Annotated in this window: 23 protein-coding genes; 10 read left to right on the top strand and 13 right to left on the bottom strand. The window is 47.9% G+C overall.

What is annotated here, in order from left to right; translation table 11 throughout:
* Positions 1-36 precede the first annotated feature (36 nt).
* From ACEW9O_RS11690 to ACEW9O_RS11670, 5 genes are all read left to right on the top strand, one after another.
* Positions 37-2193 carry a nitrite reductase gene (locus tag ACEW9O_RS11690; RefSeq protein WP_373550342.1) on the top strand — a complete coding sequence of 719 codons (2157 nt, stop codon included), beginning with the start codon at positions 37-39 and terminating at the stop codon, positions 2191-2193.
* A 68-nt stretch (positions 2194-2261) separates the two neighbouring features.
* The gene (cobA, locus tag ACEW9O_RS11685) at positions 2262-3065 is read left to right on the top strand and encodes a uroporphyrinogen-III C-methyltransferase (protein ID WP_373550341.1); all 804 of its coding nucleotides are present in this window, start codon (positions 2262-2264) and stop codon (positions 3063-3065) included.
* Entirely contained in the window at positions 3046-3717 is a 672-nt protein-coding gene (locus ACEW9O_RS11680; RefSeq protein WP_373550340.1) for a bifunctional precorrin-2 dehydrogenase/sirohydrochlorin ferrochelatase, read from the top strand. The genes cobA and ACEW9O_RS11680 overlap by 20 nt, the downstream gene beginning before the upstream one ends.
* 114 nt (positions 3718-3831) lie before the next feature.
* Positions 3832-4557: a phosphoadenylyl-sulfate reductase gene (locus tag ACEW9O_RS11675; RefSeq protein ID WP_373550339.1), complete on the top strand. Its 726-nt coding sequence runs from the start codon at positions 3832-3834 to the stop codon at positions 4555-4557.
* A 46-nt stretch (positions 4558-4603) separates the two neighbouring features.
* A complete protein-coding gene (locus ACEW9O_RS11670) occupies positions 4604-5608 on the top strand; it encodes an NAD(P)/FAD-dependent oxidoreductase (RefSeq protein ID WP_373550338.1) in 1005 nt (334 codons plus the stop codon).
* 119 nt (positions 5609-5727) lie between these two features.
* On the opposite strand, the gene ACEW9O_RS11665 is transcribed toward ACEW9O_RS11670, so the two are convergent.
* On the bottom strand, positions 5728-6126 hold the full coding sequence (locus ACEW9O_RS11665) for a hypothetical protein (protein ID WP_373550337.1): 399 nt from the start codon (positions 6124-6126) through the stop codon (positions 5728-5730).
* Positions 6127-6372: 246 nt separating this feature from the next.
* On the opposite strand from ACEW9O_RS11665, the gene ACEW9O_RS11660 reads away from it, so the two are divergent.
* Positions 6373-7104 (top strand): head GIN domain-containing protein, encoded by a 732-nt coding sequence (locus ACEW9O_RS11660; protein WP_373550336.1) that lies wholly within the window; start codon positions 6373-6375, stop codon positions 7102-7104.
* A 95-nt stretch (positions 7105-7199) separates the two neighbouring features.
* Here the strand turns inward: ACEW9O_RS11660 and ACEW9O_RS11655 are convergent, their stop codons facing one another.
* The 8 genes from ACEW9O_RS11655 to dnaG form a co-directional block, all read right to left on the bottom strand.
* Positions 7200-8297 carry a glycosyltransferase family 4 protein gene (locus ACEW9O_RS11655; RefSeq protein WP_373550335.1) on the bottom strand — a complete coding sequence of 366 codons (1098 nt, stop codon included), beginning with the start codon at positions 8295-8297 and terminating at the stop codon, positions 7200-7202.
* On the bottom strand, positions 8294-10195 hold the full coding sequence (locus ACEW9O_RS11650) for an ATP-dependent DNA helicase RecQ (protein WP_373550334.1): 1902 nt from the start codon (positions 10193-10195) through the stop codon (positions 8294-8296). Before ACEW9O_RS11650 ends, ACEW9O_RS11655 begins: the two co-directional genes overlap by 4 nt.
* Positions 10196-10313: 118 nt before the next feature.
* Entirely contained in the window at positions 10314-10889 is a 576-nt protein-coding gene (locus ACEW9O_RS11645; RefSeq protein ID WP_373550333.1) for a Maf family nucleotide pyrophosphatase, read from the bottom strand.
* A gap of 10 nt (positions 10890-10899) precedes the next feature.
* Positions 10900-11814, bottom strand: a complete 915-nt coding sequence (locus ACEW9O_RS11640) for a geranylgeranylglycerol-phosphate geranylgeranyltransferase (protein ID WP_373550332.1) — start codon at positions 11812-11814, stop codon at positions 10900-10902.
* A gap of 125 nt (positions 11815-11939) precedes the next feature.
* On the bottom strand, positions 11940-12443 hold the full coding sequence (locus ACEW9O_RS11635) for a KdsC family phosphatase (RefSeq protein ID WP_373550331.1): 504 nt from the start codon (positions 12441-12443) through the stop codon (positions 11940-11942).
* A 6-nt stretch (positions 12444-12449) separates the two neighbouring features.
* Complete coding sequence (iscX, locus tag ACEW9O_RS11630; RefSeq protein WP_373550330.1) at positions 12450-12695, bottom strand: Fe-S cluster assembly protein IscX; 246 nt, start codon at positions 12693-12695, stop codon at positions 12450-12452.
* Positions 12696-12734: 39 nt separating this feature from the next.
* Positions 12735-13079, bottom strand: coding sequence for a 2Fe-2S iron-sulfur cluster-binding protein (locus ACEW9O_RS11625; protein WP_373550329.1), 345 nt, complete (start codon positions 13077-13079; stop codon positions 12735-12737).
* 132 nt (positions 13080-13211) lie between these two features.
* Complete coding sequence (gene dnaG, locus ACEW9O_RS11620) at positions 13212-15155, bottom strand: DNA primase (RefSeq protein WP_373550328.1); 1944 nt, start codon at positions 15153-15155, stop codon at positions 13212-13214.
* Between the two features lie 386 nt (positions 15156-15541).
* Here dnaG and ACEW9O_RS11615 point away from each other — a divergent pair, with 386 nt between their 5' ends.
* The 3 genes from ACEW9O_RS11615 to ACEW9O_RS11605 all read left to right on the top strand — a co-directional run bounded on the left by ACEW9O_RS11615 (position 15542) and on the right by ACEW9O_RS11605 (position 19347).
* Positions 15542-15757 carry a hypothetical protein gene (locus tag ACEW9O_RS11615; protein ID WP_373550327.1) on the top strand — a complete coding sequence of 72 codons (216 nt, stop codon included), beginning with the start codon at positions 15542-15544 and terminating at the stop codon, positions 15755-15757.
* Between the two features lie 54 nt (positions 15758-15811).
* Positions 15812-17776 (top strand): hypothetical protein, encoded by a 1965-nt coding sequence (locus ACEW9O_RS11610; RefSeq protein WP_373550326.1) that lies wholly within the window; start codon positions 15812-15814, stop codon positions 17774-17776.
* A 170-nt stretch (positions 17777-17946) separates the two neighbouring features.
* Positions 17947-19347 carry a hypothetical protein gene (locus tag ACEW9O_RS11605; protein WP_373550325.1) on the top strand — a complete coding sequence of 467 codons (1401 nt, stop codon included), beginning with the start codon at positions 17947-17949 and terminating at the stop codon, positions 19345-19347.
* 6 nt (positions 19348-19353) lie between these two features.
* Here ACEW9O_RS11605 and ACEW9O_RS11600 read toward each other — a convergent pair whose 3' ends face one another.
* Positions 19354-20217, bottom strand: coding sequence for a carboxypeptidase-like regulatory domain-containing protein (locus ACEW9O_RS11600; protein ID WP_373550324.1), 864 nt, complete (start codon positions 20215-20217; stop codon positions 19354-19356).
* A gap of 113 nt (positions 20218-20330) precedes the next feature.
* Between ACEW9O_RS11600 and ACEW9O_RS11595 the strand changes: the two genes are divergently transcribed.
* Positions 20331-21605, top strand: a complete 1275-nt coding sequence (locus ACEW9O_RS11595) for a sterol desaturase family protein (protein ID WP_373550323.1) — start codon at positions 20331-20333, stop codon at positions 21603-21605.
* Here ACEW9O_RS11595 and ACEW9O_RS11590 read toward each other — a convergent pair whose 3' ends face one another.
* The 3 genes from ACEW9O_RS11590 to ACEW9O_RS11580 all read right to left on the bottom strand — a co-directional run bounded on the left by ACEW9O_RS11590 (position 21606) and on the right by ACEW9O_RS11580 (position 25233).
* Complete coding sequence (locus ACEW9O_RS11590) at positions 21606-23762, bottom strand: prolyl oligopeptidase family serine peptidase (protein WP_373550322.1); 2157 nt, start codon at positions 23760-23762, stop codon at positions 21606-21608.
* A 233-nt stretch (positions 23763-23995) separates the two neighbouring features.
* A complete protein-coding gene (rimM, locus tag ACEW9O_RS11585; protein WP_373550321.1) occupies positions 23996-24508 on the bottom strand; it encodes a ribosome maturation factor RimM in 513 nt (170 codons plus the stop codon).
* Positions 24509-24516: 8 nt separating this feature from the next.
* Entirely contained in the window at positions 24517-25233 is a 717-nt protein-coding gene (locus tag ACEW9O_RS11580) for a hypothetical protein (RefSeq protein ID WP_373550320.1), read from the bottom strand.
* Positions 25234-25306 lie beyond the last annotated feature (73 nt).

Genomic DNA, 25306 nt, shown 5'->3' with positions numbered 1-25306 from the left:
CCACGATAGATTCGTCGTGGGCCATACACAAAAACCATGAGCAATTACGAACACGATTTTTCTACCGTAAATGCAGCTGATCAAAAAGACATCCAGGAATTGGAGCGCCGCATCCACGATTTTCAGCGGGGCAAAGAAGATACCGAGCGCTTCCGCTTGTATCGCCTGACCAGGGGTGTGTATGGCCAACGCCAGGAAGGTGTACAAATGTTTCGCCTAAAATTGCCTTATGGCCGCATCAATGCGGATCAATTGGTGCGTATTGCGGATGTATCGGATCGTTATGCTACGGGTAACCTGCACATTACTACCCGCCAAAACATCCAGTTGCACTATGTGAAACTGGCGAATTCTCCCAAAGTATGGACAGAATTGGCGCAAATGAACCTCACCGCGCGTGAAGCTTGTGGCAACACCGTACGGAATTTCACTGCTTCTCCTACTGCCGGGATCGACCCAAAAGAACCATTTGATGTTTCCCCTTATGCGGAAGCATCTTTCCAATACTTTTTGCGCAACCCGATCTGCCAGGAAATGGGCCGCAAAATCAAAATTGCTTTTTCTTCCAGCGAAGAAGATTCTGCCTTCACTTATTTCCACGATTATGGTTTCATCCCCAAAGTACAAGTGGTGGATGGCCAGGAGCAACGTGGCTTCAAAGTACTGGTCGGTGGTGGTCTGGGTGCCCAAGCGATTACTGGTTTAGTAGCCTACGAATTTTTGGCGGAAGAGCAAATCATTCCTTTCATGGAAGCTGGTCTGCGGGTATTTGACCGCCACGGCGAACGTGAAAAACGCATGAAGGCGCGCATGAAGTTCCTCATCCAAAAACTCGGTTTTGAAGCCTGGATGGAACTGGTAACTCAAGAATGGAAAGCGCTGAAAAATAAAACGGTTGCCATTGATCGCAACCTGGTGCCCGAAGAAGCGCCAATTGGACAAGGCATCATCCCCGCTGAGGTAGCCCCCGTAGACGAACACTGGTACCAGGAATGGAAGCGCACCAATACTTTTGAACAAAAACAAAAGGGATATTATGGCGTATATGTTCGCGTAGTATTGGGTGATTTACCTTCCGATAAGGCGCGTGCTCTCGCCGAGGTCATCAAACAATACACTGCGGACGACATTCGATTCACCATTAACCAAGGCATATTGCTGAAGTTTGTGCGTCCCGAAGCATTGCCATTGGTATTCAATAAATTACATGAATTAGGTTTGGCTTTGCCTGGTGCTGATTCTACTGCTGACATTACCGCTTGTCCAGGCACCGATACTTGTGCACTGGGGGTAACGAACAGTACTGGCTTGTCCAGAATTTTGGAAGAATTGATCCGGGAAGAATACCCTGAATTGATCGACGAGAAGTTTTTTAAAATAAAAATAAGTGGTTGTATGAACGCCTGCGGCCAGCACATGGCTGCCAATTTGGGTTTCCACGGCAGTTCATTCAAACACGGGGATTTGGTTATTCCAGCTATGCAGGTCGTTTTGGGCGGTGGAGTTGCCCCTGATGGGCGCGGCTTCATCGCCGACAAAATTGTCAAAGTACCCACCAAACGTATCCCCGACGTGGTAAGATACGTCTTGGATGACTTTGAAAAAAATGGGGGCGAAGGAGAATACTACAACGATTATTTCCTGCGCCAGGGCGACAAGTACTTCTACGCACTGCTAAAACCATTGGCCGATCTCAAAACCCTGACTCAGGGCGACTATTTCGACTGGGGCCAAGATCGCCTGTACAAGCAGGAAATTGGGGTAGGCGAGTGCGCCGGGGTCATGCTGGACATGGTTGGGGTGATCCTCAAAGACGCCATTGACAAAATTGCGGTGGCTAAAGAATCCCTGGAGCAGGGCTTGTGGTCGGATGCCATTTATTCCAGCTACGCTGCTTTTGTAGTGGCTGCTAAAGGGATGTTGCTGAGCAAAGATGTGAAGTGCAACACCCAAAAAGGCGTCATCGACGATTTCCAAACCCACTACGTAGCAACGGGCGATTACACCCTGCTGAAGGATTTCACTGCAACGGTTTTGCAAATCAACCAATACGAGCCTGAAGAAAACTTCGCCAGCGACTACGTTGCTCAAGCGGATGCTTTTGTACACTCAGTCATCGCACAGCGCGGAGCTCAACTGGAAGAAAGCAACGGCATTGACAAAAAGGTAGTTGGCGATTACTACCGCGCTTAACCCACGGCTTTAACCGTTTAACCCTGCAACCCATGACTTTAGTCGTGGGCCAGACAGCTAGATCAAACATGAACACTCCCATCATACCCAAAATAACCCTCGTTGGTGCAGGTCCTGGTGATCCAGAACTGCTCACGATCAAAGCCTGGAAAGCACTCCAGCAAGCCGACGTCGTGCTCTACGACGCCCTGGTAAGCGACGACGTGCTCGACATGGTGCGCCCTGGGGCTATACTAGTGGATGTAGGCAAACGTGCTTCCAAACACACTCACCCTCAGGAAGACATCAACTGGATGTTGGTAGAATACGCCATGAACCATGGCCACGTAGTACGCCTGAAAGGTGGTGACCCCTTCGTTTTTGGCCGTGGCTATGAAGAAATGGCACATGCGGCCATGTTTGGCATCAAAGTGGACATCGTTCCAGGGCTTTCTTCCTGCATCGCCGTTCCTGGCCTGCAAGGCGTCCCGGTAACTTGTCGGGGCATCAATGAAAGTTTTTGGGTGGTAACGGGTACAACCCGCTCGGGCAGCATCTCCAAAGATGTAGAACTGGCGGCTCAGTCGAGTGCCACTGCGGTCATCTTGATGGGCATGCGCAAGCTCGGGGACATCATGAACATTTATGCGGCCCTTGGCAAAAAGGATACACCGGCAATGGTTGTTCAAAATGGTTCTACGCCCGAGGAAAAAGTTGTTCTGGGGCGTGTATACAACCTGGCTGAACGTGTAGCAATGGCTGATGCGAGCTCCCCTGGTATTATAGTTATTGGAGATGTAGTAGCTTTGCACCCTCAATACAAACAAGCCGAGCCAAATTATGTGGCTTTGTCAAAAAAGGGGAAAGTTACCAATGAACACATCAGCGTCTAAGATGGAGCAAAACGAGTTGTATCCGGTTTTTTTGAAACTGCATACCCTGCGAACCCTCATTGTAGGTGCCGGGGAAGTAGGCTACGAAAAACTCTCGTTCATCCTCAAAAGCAGCCCCAAAGCCCAGGTTACAATGGTAGCCACTTGGGTAAACCCGGAGATTGAAAAATTGCTAAGCAAACTCGAAACCCACTTTGTGCAGATTCAGCACAAAGCTTTTCAGGTCGAGGATCTTCAGGGGCATGACCTGATCATTGCCGCAACGAATATCCCCGAGCTAAATCGCGAGGTGCAACAAGCCGCCAAAGCAGCGGGCAAGTTGATCAATGTAGCCGATACCCCTGATCTCTGTGATTTTTACCTCGGATCAATCGTGACCCGCGGACCTTTGAAAATTGGTATTTCAACGAATGGGCAGTCGCCCACTTTTGCCAAACGTTTCCGCCAGGTATTGGAGGCCGCGTTGCCTGAAGAAGTGGAAGACCTGCTGCCCAAACTCAACGAAATCCGGGATCGCCTCGGTGGCGATTTCGCGCATAAAGTGCGGATGCTCAATCAAATAACTTCTACCTTGCTAACGGGCATGGCGGGCTGTGAATGTGGGGGCAACTGTACGGGAGATTGTATTGAATTTTTGAAAAAAATAGGATAGTTGAGGAGTTGAGGAGTTGAGGAGTTGAGTGCCCGGTCGCTGAGCGAAGCCGAAGCGATGGGTACTCAACTCCTCAACTCCTCAACCCCTCAACCCCTCAACACAACAAATAGCATGTCGACATCACAAGCCTTACCTACTCCTGAACTCGACGTAGAGGAGTATAGTGTAGAGTACCTGAATGAGATTTTTGAGCCACTGAATTTTGAGGAGCGTATTCAGAAGTTGTATGAAATTTTCGATGACAACGAAGTCTTGATGACTTCTTCTTTTGGTGCAAGTGCTGCATTTTTGCTTCGCTTGATTTCGGAGCATCGGCCCAGCCAAAAGGTATATTTCATCGATACCACCTACCATTTTCCCGAAACTTTAGCCTACAAAGAAGAACTCACCGAGTTGTACCGACTCAATGTAATCGATGTTCTTCCTGACCCATCCCAAAACGCCCTGACTCGTGACGAGGAGTGGTGGAAAGACCATCCCAAAATGTGTTGCTCTATCAATAAAGTGGTTCCATTGGAGCCCCTCAAGGAGGAGCACAAGGTATGGATCTCGGGTTTGATGGCGTACCAAACAGATTTTCGTTCGCACCTGCGCATTTTTGAGCAGCAGGGCGACATCATAAAATTCCATCCATTGATCGACCTGACTGAAGGCGATTACTTGTACTGGTCTACCTGGTTCAAGTTGCCTCAGCATCCCCTGGAAAGTGAGGGTTACGGCTCAATCGGATGTACCCATTGTACCCAAAAAGGCAAAGGCCGCGAAGGTCGCTGGGCAGGAACTGGAAAAACGGAATGTGGATTACATCCCGGTTTTTTCGTCAACAAACACAAATAATCGTTGTAAATTTGTGCACTTTTTCTGTTAAAATTGATCCAAACAAATGATCCAGACAGACATTCTCATTGTAGGAGCAGGGCCAGTAGGGCTTTTCGCAGTATTCGAGGCCGGATTGTTGAAAATGCGCTGCCACTTAGTGGATTCACTGCCAGTACCTGGTGGTCAATTGGCTGAAATTTATCCAAAAAAGCCGATTTACGATATCCCCGGGTATCCTTCTATTTTGGCCGGTGATTTGGTTGATCGCCTAATGGAGCAAATTGCACCTTTTAAGCCCGGCTTTACCCTGGGCGAGCGGGCTGAAAAGTTTGAACAACTCGAAAATGGTCACTTTCTACTGACTACTAGCAAAGGCACCCAAATTCAGGCACCCGTGATCGCCATTGCGGGCGGATTGGGTTGTTTTGAACCCCGCAAACCACCACTTGAGAACCTGGAACGTTTTGAAGACAAAGGCATCGATTACATCATTCGGGATCCAGAAAAATACCGCAACAAACGGGTAGTGATCGCTGGTGGAGGTGACTCTGCGCTGGATTGGACGATTTTCCTGGCCGAAGTAGCCAGTGAAGTGACCCTGATTCACCGCCGCAAGGACTTCCGTGGCGCACCAGATTCAGTAGAGAAAGTACACGAATTGGCCCACAGCGGCCGGATCGACTTGTTGACCGACTCTCAAACTACAGGCCTGCGTGGCAATGGTGTGTTGACCGATGTGGTCATTGATACCAAAGAAAAAGGGGAAGTGATTCGTTCAACGGATTATTTTATTCCACTTTTTGGTTTGTCTCCAGAACTCGGGCCTTTGGGCAGCTGGGGTTTGAACGTGGATAAAAATGCCATCGAAGTGAATACCCTGGATTACAGCACCAACATCCCGGGAGTGTACGCCATTGGTGACATCAATACTTATCAAGGCAAGTTGAAACTGATTTTGTGTGGCTTCCACGAAGCTACCTTGATGTGCCAATCTGCCTTCAAACGGGTGAATCCAGATAAAAAGTTGAGCTTTAAATACACCACCGTTAACGGGGTAAATGCATTTTAAACGCATAAATCGCTCTATAATTATTCTCGCTTATTTACACCATTTGAGGTGATACAAAAGAAGGCAAGTCAGTTGAACTGAACTTGCCTTCGCCATTTAAACCCGACTATATTTAGGAATTAATGCCTTCCGTAGACGAATACAGTAGCCTTATTGCGTGCTGCATTTTTGGTGTCGTACCAAAATTCGATTTTTTCAACCAAGCGATTGTTGCCGCGTAGATCCAATATTTTTGAATCGCTGCCTCGGCCAAAATTGTGTCGCAAGTCGATTTCCTGCTTGCCCCCATTTTCAAAGTGAACCACACATTTACGCATGTTCAAAGCACCTCCTTTGACTTCAATTTTGAGCCCGTCAAAAGCGCCGTCGCGCCAGGTAACCGGGATCACATCGCGATCCAAACCATAATTGACGGTACGTTTGCCTAAAAATTCCCAGCGGCCTTGTGCTTGTGCATCAACAATACCGAGCAAAAACATCGGCGCAATCAGCGCCAGCAGAGCAATCATCTTTTTCATAGTAAACAGGATTTTTTGGTTATTTGTCCATTAGACTGGCTCGAAAAGCTCCAGTTTAAAGCGTGGTGAGGGGTGTAACTTTACTTTAACATAACTGCCAAAAATCCTTTCGTTTTGAAAAGAAATTAGGATTGTTTTAACCAAAAAAAATTATTTGCAAAAGATTTTTTGCAAAAAAAGCAACCTATGCTGGGGGGCACTCGTCCTTTTTAGCATCTCAGAAAGAGAATACTAAAAAACACTTCGATGAAATCATTAAGCTCATTTTTCACCCTGACTTTATTACTGACTAGCCTATCCATATCCGCCCAAAACTCCTGGGGTTGGGGCAATAGGGTACAAGGCAAAGGCGCCATTGTACGCAAAACTCTAGACGTTTCTTCCTTTGAGGGATTTAGCCTGACTTTTTCGGGCAATGTTTACTTGCGCCAAGGCAGTGAACAAAAAATAGAAGTAGAATCACACGAAAACCTGATCGGTTTGCTCTCCAAAGAAGTGGTAGACAAACATTGGAAGATCCGCTTCACCGAAAATGTAGGCCGCTACGACAAATTCAATGTGTACATCACCGTGCCTAAACTGAACGCAGTGAAACTCAGCGGCTCAGGCGACATCAAAGGGGAAACCGCATTCAAAAACTTGGGCAATCTGGCTTTGGGTATTTCTGGTTCAGGCAACCTGAACCTCGAATTTGACGCCACTGATGTAGAAGTGCGCATCAGTGGTTCTGGTGACATGAACTTGAAAGGAAATGCCAAGTCCTGGAATTCCAGCGTCTCTGGTTCTGGGGATATTTCTGCAATTGGTTTGCAGGTGGAAGCCGCTACGATCCAGATTTCTGGCTCCGGCAACACGTCGATTCACAGTACTGAAAACCTGGATGTGCGCATCAGCGGCTCTGGTGATGTGTATTACAAGGGGCGGCCACGGATGAGCTCGAAGGTTTCGGGTTCAGGGGATGTGGTGAGTAGAGAGTAACTCCTGAGGTGTATCTTCAGTGTCTTAGGTTTCTTAGGTGGTGAAAAAATTGGTTCTTTTCACCACCTAAGAAACCTAAGGCACTGAAGGCACACTTAAGCATATATTGCAATTAGTTTTTCTTTTTCGAGCTCCCAACACCATTCCTTCGACGCTATTTTACAACTTTCCTGTAGCGCCAAATACAACTCATTATCCCCTATAAGGTGCACAATCGCCTGCACCAGCGCATCCACCTCCAAACGATTGATCAAATAAAAAACCCGGTGTTCTTCTTGCAGCGCCAAATATTCCGGAAAATTCATTTGAATCGACGGCACTCCCGCCTGTACATAATCAAATGCCTTATTCGCCAGCGAGTAATAATAACTCAAGCCGCGGTTTTCCAACAGATTTAATCCAATGCTGGCTTGTTGCGTGACTGAACGTAGTTTATCCGGGGCCAAATAACCCAAAAAATGCACCTTACTTTCCACCTGCAAATCCTTCGCCAGTTGTCGCAGTTCCTGCGATAAATCCCCTTCTCCAGCCAACCATAATGTTGCACCTTCAATTTTTTGCATCGCCGCGATGGCCGTTTCCAGGCCCCGGCCAGCATTGAGTACGCCTTGGTAGAGGATAATGGGTGAAGTTGAGGGGTTGAGGAGTTGAGGAGTTGAGGGAGTCTTACTGTTTTGAAGGGGCATATTTCGAATAACCTGAAAGTGAATGCCGTAGCGCTGCTGGAAAATCTGGGCGAGGGCCGGGCCAACGGTATACGCCCGATCTACCTTTGGAATACAAACCTGGGCGACCATCTCCCAGATGCGCTTAGTCAAAGGCCGGTCAACTACCTCGGGCACCTCACTGAAGTACTCATGCGCATCGTAGTAGCATTTTTTCTTTTTTAAACGTGCAACTCCCAGGCAGGGCATTATAGTATCCAGGTCGATGCCAGTGTAGATGTCAAAGCTTTTTTGCAGCAACAGCCAGCAGAATAGTCTAAGATTGTATTCCAGGTAAAACAGTTTTCCTTGGTCAAACCAACAAACCAGACGAATTTGCCGATAGTCCGCAGCGGGTAGGAGAGGGGATGTTTTGCGGAATCGCCCTACAAGGGTCACCTCATGGCCTTCCGCATTCAGGGTGCTACAAATGCGCTGCATCCGTTGATCGTAGCACAAATCATTGGTGACTGTGAAGACCAGTTTCATGTTTTGAGTTGGAGTTTACCGTTTTTTTCAATCAGCATACCCTCGTTTTGCATAAAAGTGAGCGTTTCAAGTACTTGCTGCTGTGTTTTAGGGGCGAAGGAATCGACAACCGCTTTGACAGGCAGAGCTTCTTGCTCCAAGAGGCGTTGAACTTTTTGGCGAATGCGTTCAAAAGTTTCTCCATCGAGGTTTTGCTTTTTGCGCTCCAGGCAGACATCACAAACGCCACAAGCCGGGGCGTCTTTTTCACCAAAATAATGCAACAGTTGTTGGCTGCGGCAGATTTTTTCCTCCGCGTAAGCAATCGCCTTTTGGATGCGCTCCGCGTGGCGGGTTTTGCGGAAGTTGTACAATTGAGTGTCAAAAGTAAGGTAGGCAGCATCCACCCGTTCGCGCAAATAACTCAGTTGCGGTTTGTCTTTTTGAGGGTTGTATTCAATGATGTGGTCTTCTTGCATGCGCACCAGCGCCCGTTGTAGTTGCTCAGATGAAATTTTACAATACTCCGCCAACTTTCTCTCGCTAAATGTAACATAACTGGAAAAAACACCCTGGTAACTGCGCAAAATGATTTTCAATACTTTATCCAGCTCGCGGTTTTTGATTTGGTAATCGTACAATCGCTCTTTGTCCACCTTGATCAGTAGGGTAGAAGGGGTAAAAACCGCCTCGGACAAACTAATCCAGCCTTCCTGCTCCAATAATTTGAGGCAATTAAACGTGCGTACTGGCTCCAATTGGAATTTTTGGCAAAAAATGGAGATATCAAAATCATAACTTTCACCCTGGCCGCCCCCTAAAGCGAGTTGGAAATTACTGCCTAGTGCCCGGTAAACTTGCCGGGCTTCGTCCAAGCTCGGGAAAGCTTGCGCATACTGGTATTCCAGGCTGCGGCGGTCATTTTGGTTGTACAACAAAACGGCGTAAGACTTGAGCCCATCGCGCCCGCCTCGCCCCGCTTCCTGAAAGTAGGCTTCGAGACTATCCGGCAATTCCAAGTGAACCACCGTGCGCACATCCGGCTTATCGATGCCCATCCCGAAAGCATTGGTACTAACCATCACCCGGGTGCGCCCACTGACCCAGGCGTCTTGTTTGGCCGAACGCTCATCGGGCGTGAGGCCCGCGTGGTAAAAATCGGCGGAGATGCGTTTTTTTTGCAGCAATTGGGCGATCTCTTTGGTCCGCCGCCGATTGCGCACATATACGACCCCACTGCCGGGGACTTTTTGCAAAATAGCTACGAGTTGTTCTTCTTTGGCCTCGCTGGGACGTACGATGTAAGCGAGATTAGACCGAGCAAAACTGGATTGGAAAACCTGCTGATCCCGGAAAGCCAACTTGGCCTGAATGTCTTGCACCACCTCCTGGGTGGCTGTGGCGGTCAATGCAATGATGGGAACCTGGGGGAAATACTCCCGAATTTTGGCGATTTCGAGGTAAGGTGGCCGAAAATCATAACCCCATTGCGAGATACAATGCGCTTCGTCTACGGCAAAAAAGGAGACTTTCATGCGTTTGATGCGCTCCCGTGCCAAGTCACTTACCAGCCGCTCGGGCGAGAGGTAGAGGAATTTTACATCGCCATGGACACAGTTGTCCAACAAGCGATCAATATCGCGATAGGCCATCCCAGCGTAGATTGCCAGTGCGGAGATGCCTTTTTTTTGCAGATTTTGCACCTGATCTTTCATCAGGGCGATCAGCGGAGAAATGACAATACAGATGCCCTCCTGACAAAGGGCAGGAACTTGAAAACAAATGGATTTCCCACCACCCGTTGGCAACAGCGCCAGGGTATCTCTTCCTTCCAAAACCGACTGAATGATGTGCTCTTGTTGGGGCCTGAATTGTTCATGTCCCCAATATTGGCGGAGCACCTCAATGGGTTGTTGCATAAGAAAAAGTTTAGGGAGGTTTAGGTAGGTTTAGGCTACCGCGAGCGACTTAGACAAGGTCGTGTCCAAGTCGCTCGCGGTAGCCTAAACCTACCTAAACCTTCTCAACTGCTCAACTTCATATAAAATCCAGTAGCTCCCGGTACACCTGATCCACTGGCAAGCCCATAATATTGGTAAAAGTACCTTCAATTCTGGAGATTTTACAAAGCCCGATCCATTCCTGAATGGCATAGGAACCAGCTTTGTCAAAAGGACGGTATTTTTCGACGTAAAAATCAATCTCAATATCGCTCAAAGGCTCAAATTGCACCCGGGATTCGGCGGAAAAAACCTTCTCCCGGTCTTTGGACAACAAACAAACCCCCGTGATGACCCGATGCAGTTGCCCTGACAATTTTTGCAACATCTGTCGGGCATCCGCTGCGTCGAGTGGTTTGCCATAAATAACCCCATCCAAAATGACCACACTATCGGCAGCCAGAATGATCTCATCCTGTTGGATAAACTCGCGGGAAGCATAGGCTTTTTTACGCGCCAAATACCCCGCCACCTCATCAACTGGGGTTTCGGGAGGATATGTTTCCTCTACCTCTGTTGTTTTGATTTCAAATTTGAAACCTGCTTCACGCAGAAGCTGACTACGCCGAGGAGAAGTAGAAGCCAGGATGATGTTTAGGGACAATGGATTCATTCAGAATTATTTAAATCAGTAGTAAAAGTACTCCCGCTAGCATGACTATTTTAGCCAAATTGCTGATGCGGTGGTAATCGCTGGGCGTTTGGGCGCTTTGTAAAAGGTAAAGGGCATAAACCAATGGTGAAATGACCCCTAACAATGCCCCAAGATAAAACCAGTCACTAAAACCGGGTATTTGATTGAGGTATAAAAACCCCAGCAACACCATCAAAAATAAGGCAATAGCCATCGCCAAGTACTTCGCGGAACGATCACCCGCTGCAATCGGAAAAGTGCGGCAACCTGCCGCTGCATCCCCAATTTTATCTTCCAAATCTTTGACGATTTCACGGAACATCGTGCTGAAAAAAGCAAAAGCGCAATACCAATTGATGATGGATTGTAAAGATTGAGCTGTTTGTGGTGCCATATCCTGCAAAGCCCACCAAGCTGGCAATTCTGCCAACCACACCAAGCCAGCCACCCCTGCACAAAACAAGGCGACCAACATATTGCCTACCAAAGGCCGCTTTTTAAGGGTTTTTGTGTACAAAAACAACAACACAAAGGCCAACACATACAAGCCCATCATGTACACCTGCCCAATGCGAAAAGCTAAGTAAAGGGACAACCAAAAACCCAAAAAAAACAATAGGGCATAAACCCACATGCAGAGTTGAGCACTGATTTTGACATTAACGATAACCTTTTCTTTGCGGTTGAGCAAATCCATTTCGTAATCGTATAAATCATTGATGATATAGCCACAGGCGGTGGTACAGAGCGTAGCCAGAACCAAAAAGAGGAATTCAAGCGTATTGAGTCGTGGGACAATGCCCTGCTGCTCAAAGGCTGGCAGCAACAATCGAAAATAGAGCAAGGATTGAACCAACGCAACAATCAACAAATTGGGTAGCCTTAGCAAGCGGAAGAGGGACATTGGGACTGTTTGTGTGAAATATCAATGAATACCATCCCTTCACTTAAGTTCTGGTCCCTACAAATATAGACATGCGCACAAAATATGTACTATTTAGGACTACTTATTTTGCGCGTTTGGTTTGTTTAATCTTCCGACCACTTGCCCTGCAAACGCAAAACTTTTTCAATGACATCCCGCACGCAACCTTCGCCGCCGCACAATGGAGATACATAATTGACGATGGGAAAGAGCTCTGGAGCTGAATTTTTGGGACAGGTAGCCAAGCCCACCCGGCGCATCACCGGGTAATCGGGCAGGTCGTCGCCCATGTACAGGATGCCTACCGGATCCAGTTCGTATAGGTCTACAAACTCCTCAAAAGCTTCTAACTTATTGCTGATGCCCGAATAAATGTCCTTGATTCCCAAGGCTTCCAGACGTTTTTTGACACCTTCGGAGCGCCCACCCGTGATGATGGCAATTTTATAGCCCTTATCGATGGCGATTTTGATGGCCAGCCCATCGCGGACATTCATTTTGCGCAGCAACTCCCCATTCTCGGTGATGAGCACTTCGTTGTTGGTCAACACGCCGTCCACATCAAAAATGAAGGTATGGATGGTACTGAAAACTTCCAGGTGGTTCATACTCGTTTATTGGTTGTCGCGCCATTCGTAGACCCACTTGGCCTGGATTTGCTCCAAATGCGCTTCGGTACAGCCTTCACGAGTTCCTTCGAAATTGGAAATTTCCAGGATCCATTCGATCAGCTCAGTAAAACGAATGCGGTAAATTTTGCCTTCAGGAAAATCATCGCCAAAACGCTCGTAGAGTTTCATTGCGATGTCTTCGTGATCCGCCCAGTTGATGGGGAGGTTGTCAAATTGGTCAAATGCCATTATGATGAGGATTTGAGGGCTGGTTAAAATTGGTCATTGTTAGTGCTCGTGGCCAATGATGCGGCTCTGATCGGGAATCTCGATTTCAATGTAAGCTTCTTCGTCCAGGATCACACATTGGCAACCCAAACGGGAATTGAGGCGGGGATTGTGGGCCCGGTCAATGAAGTCTTCTTCTTTGTCCGAAATTTCCTCCAGGTCGTCTTCGCCCTTGAGCACATACACATGGCAGGTGCTGCAGGCACAAACGCCGCCACAGTTGTGATTCAGGTGGATATCGTGATCTTCGGTTAGTTCCAAAATCGAGGTCCCTTCCGCCACTCCTTCCACCACAATCGGCTGAGCTATTTTTTTATCTTCAAACGTAAACTTGACAGTAGCCATTAAAAAGCAGGTTTTGTAAAAACGTGGGCAAAAGTAGTGCTTTGTTGATTGGTAAACAACTAATGAGGGGAAGAGTTTGATGAAAAGAAGGGGAGGGAGGATGATTTTAAAAATAGATTGGCGATAATATGTTCACTTCACCACCACCATCCCCAATTCCCCAGCCAGCTGATTCCGCATCGCCTTCAACTTCTGGTCCAGCTTAATCAGTGGCAGCAACTGTTCCACATCGCCCTGATTGATCACCTTCATTTTGGCGTGATTGTCCGCGATGATCCGTCCAATTTTGCGCAATTTCAGGCGTTTGACCGCCGCTTCTGCGTCCTTGAAGTAATTGTCTTCCGGCATGCGCTGATTGAGGAAAACTTCGTGTTTTAGCTCCCAATTTTCACTGAATTCGTAGGGACTGGTGAGTACAGTGGATGCCAATTGGCGCACGTCTGCTTCAGGGTGATTGATAAAATATTGCACTGAGATGTCGAGCCCCTGGTTGACCCTTTGCATGATTTCGACCACCACTTTTTTGTACAACTTGCTGTCGAAATAATCGATGACGTCTTCGATGTTGATCCACACGTATTGAGCTACGGTGGTGTTGTGCGCCTGATCGTACCATTCACCCCCGGCATTGATGAGGATATGGGCAATGTGTTTCTCCTGAAATTCATCCCCCACGCTCATTTCCGCTTCCGCCATGATCGGATTGGAGACGTACTCCTCAGTCGGAAAGGAGTCATCCGAACTCGGCGGAGTAATGCCTTCCAGTGCCTGGTATTTTTCCAGATCGCGGCGCAGTAGTTTGTTTACCTCAAAAATCATCCGACCCTCGTCGACCCCCAATACCTGTCGAGTTACCTTCACGTATTCATCGCGGCGCAGCGGATTTTTGATTTTGGAGATCGTATTGGCGATTTGCCCCAGAACGCCTGCCCTCCTCGTCGGGTCATCACCCGCTTCTTTGAGCAACAGTTCGGTTTCAAACTGCACGATGTCTTTGCCTTTTTCCTTCAAATAAGTCAAAAAAGCCTCCGAACCCACCTTTTGAATGTACGAATCGGGGTCTTCCTGATCCGGCAAGAGCACCAAGCGTACGTTCATGTCCTCGGCTAAGGCCAGATCGAGCCCGCGCAGTGCCGCTTTGATGCCCGCCGCATCGCCGTCGTAAATGATTTTGATGTTGTTGGTAAACCGTTTGATCAGGCGAATCTGATCGGGGGTGAGCGCGGTACCCGAAGATGCGACCACGTTTTCGATCCCCGATTGATGCAAGGAGATCACGTCGGTATAGCCTTCCACCAGCAGGCATTCGTCAAACTGGCGGATGGCTTTTTTGGCAAAAAAGATGCCATAAAGTACCTTGCTTTTGTAATAAATCTCCGTTTCTGGCGAGTTGATGTATTTGGGCTGCTTGGGGTCTTTAGCCATGATCCGACCGGCGAAGGCGATGACTTTGCCCGTCAGGTTGTGGATCGAAAACATGACCCGATCGCGGAAAAAATCGCGGTCGTATTGGGTGACCAAGCCCAGTTTTTTCAGTTGATCGGTATTGTAACCTTTTTGTTTTCCGGCCCGCAGGAGTCCGTCCATGTCGTTTTGGGCAAAGCCCAGCCCGAACTTCTTGATCGTTTCTTCCCGAAAACCCCTTTGTTTGAAGTAAGAGAGGCCCACGCTGCGCCCTTTGTCGGTATCGAACAATTGGCCCTGAAAGTATTCTTGGGCAAACTGATTGATCAAGTAAAGGCTATCGATGGCCTGTTGTTCCTGGCGTTGCTGGTCGGAGGATTCGGTTTCCTTGAGCTCAATGCGGTACTTTTTGGCCAAAAAACGTACAGCTTCCGGGTACGAGACTTGCTCGTGCTCCATCACGAAGGTGATCGGGTCACCTGCTTTGCCGCAGCCAAAACACTTGAAGATGTTGCGCGCCGGATTGACGTTGAAGGAAGGGGATTTTTCGTTGTGGAAGGGGCACAGGCCGCTGTAGTTGGCCCCACGTCGCTTGAGGTTCACAAAATCGCCGACTACTTCTTCAATTTTTGCGGCGTCGTTGACTTCCTGGATAGAATTTGGTAAAATCAAACTTGCTGGTTTTGATGCTAATGTTCACATTTTCCAAGCAATTATTCAAGCATTGGCCGAAGAAAAAACGGTGCTGGTCAAAAGTTGTTAGCAATGCCTTGCAAGGAAAAGGCCAAAGTAGTATTTTGATCCAAAATCATAATGATGAAAATTAAAAACTTTATACTGAGGATAGTTTTTTTTGTAGTGCCGCTGTTCCTTTTGAATTTGTACGGCAATCCAGAGCAAAGCACAAAATCAAGGATTTTTTTCCTTATTTTGCTCATCATGGTAGCCATAATCAATGCATTTTTCGGCGTTTGGATTGAAAAGAAATACCCTTATCAATCTGCCTATAAGCCTAAAAATGAATCCAATTTGGAAAAAAATCCTTAAAAAATATCCGAATGAACGCGATCCGTTTTATTGCTAGAATGTCCATTTTTGGCATTGTTTTTATTGCCATCGACCTGTTGACTGGTCCGGAAAGAGACCTCGAATCCAGATTCAAACACACACTTTTGGTGCTGGCAGGGTCTGCTTTGATGGCCTATGTCCAAACCCGCCTGTTAAAAGCCTTGGAAGCCAGGTACCCAACGGCACCCCCGAAGAGCAAGGAATAGTGCCAGACAATCTCTATACATTTCCTATCTTAGCTGCACTAATTTTTGCAGCTTATGATCACCACATCTTATCGATTTGCAGGTAAAGCTTTGTTTTACCTCTTGCTGGCGCATGCCCCCTTGTTGGCCCAAACAGATGTACAAGCCTGGGGCAACCTCACTGGCACCCGCGCCAACGGCCAATTGTTCCGCTTTGAAAGCAGCATTCGGCTGATCCAAAACAACTGGCAACGGGAAAATGCCACCGGCCGCGAACGCAACTGGACTACCTACCGCCGGGAAGGCAATGCCCAGGTAGTGCGTACCCGCATGGACAGCTTGTTTTTTACCCAAACGGTTCAAGACGGCTCGCCAGGAAACATTCAAGTCAACTTGGATCTTGATCCTCACCGCGATCAGGAGTTTACGGGGGTGTTTTTCCACCTCAATTTGCCCGCCAAAACTTATGCTGCCGCTGAAATCCAGCAGATTGACCCCGGCGTGTATCAAGTGCAAACCGAAGAACTGATTCCAGTCGGTGAAAATGAACGCCTAAGGGTTTTGGCCAAAGGTTTGGCATTTAAAACTGGGCAGCAAAGCCTGCGCATCACTTCGAATCAAGCGGACTTGATCATTGTAAAATCCAATCCCAAAACTGGCGATTTGGGGATCTATTTTACCTTGCAAGCCATGAAAGTAAAGGCAGGCCAAAAAACAAGCCGACAATTCAACATCCAAGTGGAAGGTAAAGCCACGGATCAGGTCGCCCAAGTTGAATTGTTTCCGCAATATCCGGGCAGGCAGTTCCTAGGCCTGGGTGGGAATTTTCGCTTGCAAAACTTCCAACAGGACCCCCAAGTGATTGATTATTGCCTGAAAAACATGGAGGTACGTATGGCAAGGGTGGAATTGCCCTGGCGCTTGTGGCATCCGTACGACAGCATCAATCCACTGGAAGCGGCGCGCAAAGGAGAGATTCACCCACGGGTGAAAGCGGCCCTGGAGCTGGCCCAACGCTTACACAAAATGAAAATGCCCGTACTGCTGGCCGCTTGGTTTCCACCCCAATGGGCAGCAATTGGTCCACTCAGCGGCAATGATCGCAATGCGGATGGCAGTTTTGGCAATCCCTTGCGCTCCGAACGTACCGAAGCCATTTACGCCTCCATCACCAGTTACATTCTTTACCTCAAAGAAGCTTACGGGGTGGAAGTCAGCATGTTTTCCTTCAACGAATCGGACCTGGGCATCAATGTACGCCATAGCGCTGCGGAGCACGCCGTCTTCATCAAGGGCTTGGGTGCGTACATGAAGGCACGGGGACTCAAGACCAAACTCCTACTGGGTGATACCGCCGATGCGAATGGTTTTGCTTTTGTGAACGCGGCACTGGACGACCCACAAACCTGGGAATACATCGGTGCGGTATCCTTCCACTCCTGGCGGGGTTGGGAAAAGTCGACTTTGTTGGAGTGGCATGACGCAGCCAATCGCCTCAAAGTGCCCCTGATAGTAGGAGAGGGGAGCATCGATGCGGGTGCCTGGCGCTACCCCAAAATATTTGAAGAAGGCCATTATGCCCTGGAGGAGATCAAGTTGTATGTGCGCATGTTGAACATCTGCCAGCCTCAAACCATCATGCAATGGCAATTGACTTCAGATTATTCGCCCTTGGTGGGAGGTGGGTTATTTGGCAACAACAGTATTCCTCTGCGGCCGACCCAACGCTTCTGGAACTTGAAACAATTGGCTGCCACGCCGATGGGCCTGAACATTATTCCTCTGACTTCCAATGTGGAGGATATTCACCTAACGGCTTTGAGCGATGCCGCGCAGAAAAAACTGAGCATTCACTTGGTCAATGAAGGTGCTGAAAGAACCGTTGAACTAAAAGGTTTACCTGCTGGAATTAAAACACTCCAAGTGTACCTCACCGATCAAAAAAGGGGCATGCAAAAAGGGCCATTGCTCGAAGTGAAGCAGGGGACTTTGACTTTCCAAGCGGATGCAGCGTGTTTCATTAGCTTGATGAGTGAATGAAGCTAAAAAACAGTACTACTTTTTTAAACTTAACCTTGCTTTTTAACTTTAAGCAATTATATTCGCCATTATTCAATCCAACCAGAATAATCAATCGGCTACTATATTTTGCCAGGCATCCATGCCGGGCACTTCACACTTTTGCCATTTTTTCTGTAAAAGAAACTGTCATGAAGTACCTAGTAGCCACTGTTTTTACTTTTTGGTATTTGGGCCTTGCCGCCCAGGATGTCAAGTGGGGCCGTCCCCATCAAAAGCCAGATAAGAACCTGCACATTAGTCAGGTGATCGGCAAAACCTCGGCGGGTATTTTTACCCTTTTGACCGATATGCGCGATCCGGCCATTCTGCCGCCCGTTTTGCAATGTTTCAATTCGGAACTGAAGTTAGAGCGTCAGGTGCCACTGCGATTACACTTTGATTTGGGGGATTTGAAATTGGAAACGGCGGTTATCCTCAAAGACCGTTTGCACCTTTTGCTCAGTTTAGAAGACCCGACCCAGAACAAACTACGGCTCTATACCCAGGAAATAGATCCTCAATCGTTAGTGGCCTATCGTGCGCCCCGCCCGATTTACGAAATCAATTGGGATCGAGGAATTTTTGATACCCCATTGGGTTTTAAGCTTTCAGAAGATCGCAGCAAGTTGCTCATTTACAATCGTTTTCCCAATACTGCTAACAACTCCTCGCGTAAATGGCTCTTGCTTTGTGACGAAGCCTTGATGCCCCTGTGGAGCATTGAGCCTAAACTCCCTTGGAGTGCTTCCATTGTGCACCTGATGGATTATGAGGTCAACAATAGTGGTGAAGTGATCGTATTGGCAACGCATCGTGACAAAGACAACCCTGATCCTCAGTATTGTATTTTGTCTTATCGGGAACAAGGGCGCAAACTAAAGTGGTACGATTTTAATCTGGGATCGGCCAATCCGCACCAAATTGCCATCCAACTCAATCAGGACGGCCAGTTGTATTGCGGCGGCCTGCTGGGCAATCGAGAGCATGATACCAACGGTGCCTTCGCCATTGCAATAGACTTAAAAACGGGGCGGGTACAAACGCATATCCACTCTTTTAGTGCCGAAGACCTACAATCCTTAGAGGGCGCACCCAAACGTTTGCCAGATTACCAATTGCGTGCGCTACACGTAGAGGCCAATGGCAACATCAGCATCGTAGCAGAACAGTTTTTGCCACCTTTCCGAGGCAATGATCAACGCTATTATGGCCAAGTTCTTCTGATTTCTTACACCGCAGATTTGAGCACGCGTAAATTGTTTAGCCTGAATAAAAATCAAGTGAGTTTTGACCAAGGCTATTTTGATTCATTTGCCTTTTTGGCCAAGGATGAACAATATTTGTTGTTGTACAATGACAAGAGCAAAACGCCCATGCGCAAGGCCTGTTTTAATGCCAAAGGGACCCAAAATACCCCACTGGAATATTCGGGTACGGAAAAAATCAAGGTCCGGCCCAGCAATTGTGCGGCCTTATCCAATGAGGAGCTGTGGATTTATGCGGAAACTGCGGACAAAAAGCACTATCAAGTTGGACTGATAGGATTTTAAGCGCCATTAATACGCCACTTTAATCACCATTGGTGTTGACATATTGGGGAATTTTTTCCAGGCGTTTTGGCTCCCGAATTGATAAAAATGGGTGGAACCTACTGCTGGAAAGGCAATGGGTAAACTCAACCGTCTGCCCGTGGGCGAATGGTCGATCCATTCCAGGCCAAGAGCAATGTCTCCGTCTACGATGAGGTCATAGGGTTTGAGGTTGACTTCAACCCAGCCGGTTTGCCCTTTTTTTACTTCTACGATGACGTTTTCATTCAATAGGGGAGTTCCAGGTTTGCCGTCTTCCAAATGGTACACCATGACTCGCAGTTTCGCCCAATCGTAATCGCAGGAGCGCAAGTAAAATTTGAGAGCGTCCAAGCGGCAGGCTTTACTTTTGCTACGTTTGGTGTACTTATTCATTTTGAACTTGCGGGCAATTTCCGCACCGAGGTTTTGCCGGGGAAATTTTGAAATGGCAAAATTGGTATTGCGATCCGTAGAGGTTTTGTCAAATCCGAACTCCTCAAAAATCAAGGGTTTGACGGTCACCTCCGCCAGGTCATACTGAATAGCACTCAGTTTGATTTGCGGGTTTTGCTCCAGCATGCTCCGCAAATTTTGCAACACAAAAGCCCGACTGCTGAAACCAATGGTGGAGATTTTGATGGTATCACTTGCTTTGACCTGATCGACAAGCAACTCGAATTGGCCATTTTCCTGGCTAACGGTTCCGATTGCCGTATTCAGCACACCGACGTTGACGTAAGGAATTGGTTGGTTGTTTTGATCCAGGATGGTGCCTTTGATGACATCTTGGGCTTTGAGGAAGGAAGCACTGCCGAAAAAAAGGCAGATGAGCAGTATTTTATACATCATTATAGTATTTTAATAGCGAATATTCGCTATTTTTTGTGGGAACTATTTTTCACAAAAGCAAAATACAGTAATTTGGCTTTTTTTTCAATCCTTCCTAATCAAACAGATCGCAAATGGAAGCCTACGGAACAATTTTGAACATTGTTATGCCCATCTTTGTCATTCTTTTTTTAGTGGAAAAAGTGGTGGAATGGTATCGGGGGGCCAATGTCATTCGAGGATTGGATAGTGTCTCCAGTTTTTCCTCCGGGATCACCAACGTAGTTAAAGACGTGCTGGGTGTCGGCATCAGTGTGATTACCTATCAGTGGTTGGTAGAGCGGGTCGCGTTCACCCATTTGGCCGCCAATTCGGTGTGGGCTTACCTGATTGGCTTTATTGTGGTGGATTTTCAAGGGTATTGGATCCATCGTTGGTCACACGAGATCAATTTTTTGTGGAACCGCCACATCATTCACCACAGTAGTGAGGAGTTCAATTTGTCCTGCGCGTTGCGGCAGTCGGTATCTTCCTTCATCAATTATTTCACCATTCTGCTTCTACCCTCTGCACTGCTGGGCATACCAACTCAGGTGGTGGCAGTGATCGGTCCATTACATTTGTTTCTCCAATATTGGTACCATACCCAACTCATCAACAAGATGGGAATTTGGGAATACATCCTCGTAACACCCTCACATCACCGCGTGCACCACGCGATGAACAAGGAGTACATCGATAAAAACTACGCACAGATTTTCATTTTTTGGGATAAACTCTTCGGCACTTTCCAGGAAGAACTGCCAGAAGTTCCACCTGTGTACGGCGTCACCCGCCCGGTACAGACCTGGAATCCGATCAAAATCAATTTTCAACACTTGTGGTTATTGATGCAAGACGCCTGGCGTACCCGCAGTTGGTGGGACAAAGTACGTCTGTGGTTTATGCCCACTGGCTGGCGCCCGGCGGATGTGGTTGAAAAATACCCGCTAGACAGCATAAAAGATGTCTACAACTTTGAAAAATACGATACCAAAGCTTCAAGTGCGCTGATCGCCTGGAGCTGGGCACAGATGTTTTTCAACTACTTTTTGCTGACTTATTTTTTTGCCAGCCTGGCCAAAATTGGTAGTCCAGGTATTTTTTACTACGGCGGATTTTTGTTCCTGGCCATTTTTGCCTATACCGAATTGATGGATCGGAATCCTTTTGCGGTTTATTTTGAAGCCATCAAATCGGCCTTGGGCTTGTACATCATTTACCAGTCGGGCGGCGACTGGTTTGGTGCTGCGCAAAACTGGGGCTTGTGGTTTGTATACCTCGTAGGGGCTTATTTTGTGGTGTCGGTGCTGATGACAGTGGTGTTTGTGGAGCGGGAGATAAAAGGAGTTTTTCAGACGGATGTTTAATCACCGAATATACCTTTCAAAAAACTCATAAATCCGCAACATCCGGTCAATCCGCTGCCGCACATTCCCCGAACGGCTCAACTCGTGCGTTCCACCTGGCATCAGGACATATTCCACGTCCTTTTCCAGGTATTTCAAACTACGGAACATCATCTGCGACTGAATTACCCCGGTGCGCAGGTCATTTTCGCCGTGTTTGATCAAAAACGGCGTGCGGATTTTATCCACGTAGCTGTAAGGCGACTCCGCGTCAATTTCAGTGGTTTTTTCATCCTCCCAAGGCAAGCCAAAATAGTTAGGCACGAGACGCCAGGCGTTGCCTTCACCCATAAAAGTGGTCAAGTCGTAGACTCCGCGCTGGGCAAAAGCGGCCTTGAAACGGTGATCGTGCGCGATGATCCAGGCGGTGAGGTAACCCGCGTAAGAACCACCCGTGATGACTTGTTTGGCCGTATCTACCCATGGCGCTTTGGCGGCATCGGCGCAGGCGGCCAGGGCATCTTCCTGTGGGCCAGGGCCCCAGTCGCGGTAATTGGAAAACTGAAAATCCTTACCATAACCACCCGAACCGCGCTGGTTGGGATACACCACCCCATAACCCTGCGAGCAGAAATATTGGAGCTCATGCCACATCGAAAACTCACCCGGCCCCCACATGGCGGTAGGACCACCGTGCAATTGCAGCACCAAGGGATACTTCTTCCCCGCTTCCATAAAGGTCGGCTTCATGATCCAGTACTCCACTTTTTGCCCTTTGGAGTTGGTGTACACTCGCTTTTCGGGCAAACTGAGCTTTTTGTCTTTCAGCCATGCCTCGTTGTGGCGGCTGAGCTGAACCGGATTTTTCATACTAAGGTCGGCATAGTAGAGTTCGGAAGGACTCAATACATCCGTTTTGCTGTAGACCACTTTGCTGCCCGTCAGGTCAAAAGCGTTGATCCCTGTATCAAAATCGCTTAATCGCTCGACTACGCGGGTTTTGGCGTCGATGCGGTACACGGGCGATCCGCCATTGGAAGGAGCAGTCAAGTAAATGTATTTGCCATCAGCCGACCAGTTGGCTCCACCGGGGGTACGGTCGAAAGGCACAATTTGTAAGTTACTGCCATTGGCATTGGCAATGACCAATTGGCTGAATGACAATAAGTTTGGCGTAGACATGATGGCCGCCAAAGTATTGCCGTCGGGCGAAAGGCTGAAGCCGCTAAAGGATTTGCCACTTTCCGCCAGGATGGTTTTTTCCTCCCCACCTTGCAGGTTCATGCTCACGATGGTGGATTCTTGCTCCCGATCGGGGTGTTGCGTCCGGTCTTTTCCCGTTACGGCCCAAATACGCTGCCCATCAGTCGACCATTTGCCCTGCCCATACGACCAAAAACCTTTGGTGACTGGGCTGGCTTTGGCACCTTCTTTGACCTCGGTGACAAAGAGGTGATTGAATTGAATTTCTGGTTCAACGGCCGCTTCACCCTGAAAATTGAGGCGAGTAAATACCTTGGCTTTGCGGTCTTCTACATCTTTATCGAGGTAGGCGCGGATTTCTTCCAAGCTACCGTCGGGGTTGGGTTTGATTTTTTTATCGCGGTTTAAAAACTCGTTTTTGGGAAAGCCCGGCTTTTCAAGCGACCAGGTAGGGATTCCTTTGCCTGGATTCAGGATGGTATCGTTGAGCAAGGTGCTCAAATTTAGGGATACGCTGAAGAGGATTTTGCGGCCATCTGGCGAAAAACGTGGATTGCCCGCACCATAAGAAACATCGGTCAATTGCCAGGCTTCGCCGCCATCCAGGGGTAAAATGAAGACTTGGGACTTGCCTTTTACCCCGCGTACAAAAGCGATGGTTTTGCCATCGGGTGAAAAAACCGGGCTAGAAACACTTTCTGCGCCCCGGGTCAAAGCGCGAGGAGTGGCGTTGGCTTGCAGGTCGACAAGGTAGAAGTGGTTGCGGTAATCATACTCCAACTTGTTTTCCGCATTGGGCTCGATGGTTCGCAAGGTATACAGCGCCTTATTTCCATCGGGTGAAGCGGCTACCGATACCACCTGTTTGATGCGCGTAAGGTCGGTGACTTGAATTTTTTGAGTGCCGTTTTGGGCAAAGACGCTGATAGCCTGTGAGCACAGCACCAGCAGAAAAAAGGTGTAGATGTTTTTCATGTTTGTTATGGTTAGGGCGTGAAAATAGTGAAAAGTGAAGAGTGAATAGGGAAAAGCAATTACACCAATGGTTTTTCAACTGTTTACCATTATTTTCTGCTTTTAAATTTGGAAGGATAGGAATGTCCCCCTATTTTTTCACTTTTCACTTTTCACTTTTCACTTTTCACTTTTCACTTTTCACTTTTCACTTTTCACTTTTCACTTTTCACTTTTCACTTTTTACTTTTCACTTATAACTCCAGCAAGCCTTCCGGCAAATCCACCAGCACTATTTGCGCTTTATGATCCACTGATTTGATGAAAACAGGGTTGAGGGGGACCGTCACATCGCGCCCCTGGTATTCCAGAAAAGCCAGGTATTGGCCGGGAGATTCAACTACTTCATCAATTTTACCCAATTCACCCAGTTCCACATCCTGTAAGAGATAACCGACATACCGTTCGTATTGGGATACATTCACCTCGGCGGCTTCGGGCAAAAGGTCACTTTCCCGCATAAATAGCTCCTTGCCGCTGAGGGCTTGCGCGGGTTCGCGTTGATCCAGGTCTTCAAACTTGACGATCGGATCAAGTCCACCCCGAAATTCTTCGATGAAATAAGGCACCAGTTTACCCGCTGATTCAACAAACAGCACTTTTGCTTCCGCAAAATCATTCCAATAGCGATCCTTGATTTTCAGCTTTAGCGCACCGTCTACGCCGTGGGTTTTGCTGACTCGACCGATGGCAATGTACTTATCCATATTGTTACTTAAATTCTACGCATTTTTAAAATAAAGCCGGACTGGGCTTTCTTCTCCCAAGGCTGTCCCTGGCAAGCACTCAAACATTGGGTGTTGAGTACGCTAAGCTCGCGGTAAACCAGGCCTAGATTGGCGGCATATCGCTCGGTGCCCCGGCGCAACTCAATGGCATTTTCGTAGTCACTGAATTGAACTTCGAGGGTATTCGGATATTGATTCCAGCTTTGATCGATGCTTTTGATCTGGGCTTCCCAGCCTTTGAACAATTCCAGGGGTTCACCTTTTACGTCTACTTTTGCCAGCGGATCCACATACACCAGTGGATTCCAACTTTGATCTATTTTTAGTGGAAAAACCATTTTTAGTAGGCGAAAATTGTCCTCAAAACGCTGGGCCTGATGGCTAGGGCGCGATTCGCTCAGCACTTTTTTCAAGACCCAAGGAGTTGTGCTATTGCGGCGCTCGTAGCGTTCGATGCGGTATTCCAGTTCATTGCTGGCATTGCGGAAAGTATCCACGACCAATTCCCGAATAAAGGTTGTCGTAGAGTCGATTTGCACCCGATTGCCCAAGGGGTCGAACAAAATGCTGTCGACCACAAAAAGGCGTTCTTGCCCAATCAACAGTGGAAAGTATTCGTAGCGGTAGTCCAAAGCAGGGGCTGCTACTTCATCTTTACAGGCAAACAGGCCAAAACCGATTAAAAGCAGCAAGAGTGGACGCATGGAAGAAATTTAGTTTAGGGAGGTTTAGGGAGGTTGAGAAGGTTTAGTAGGGGCATTGTCAACCTCCTTTGCG

The sequence above is a fragment of the Haliscomenobacter sp. genome (assembly GCF_041740695.1).
GTDB lineage: Bacteria > Bacteroidota > Bacteroidia > Chitinophagales > Saprospiraceae > Haliscomenobacter.
The sequence above is the reverse complement of the archived record's forward strand: the minus strand, read 5'-3'. Positions and strand labels throughout refer to the sequence as shown.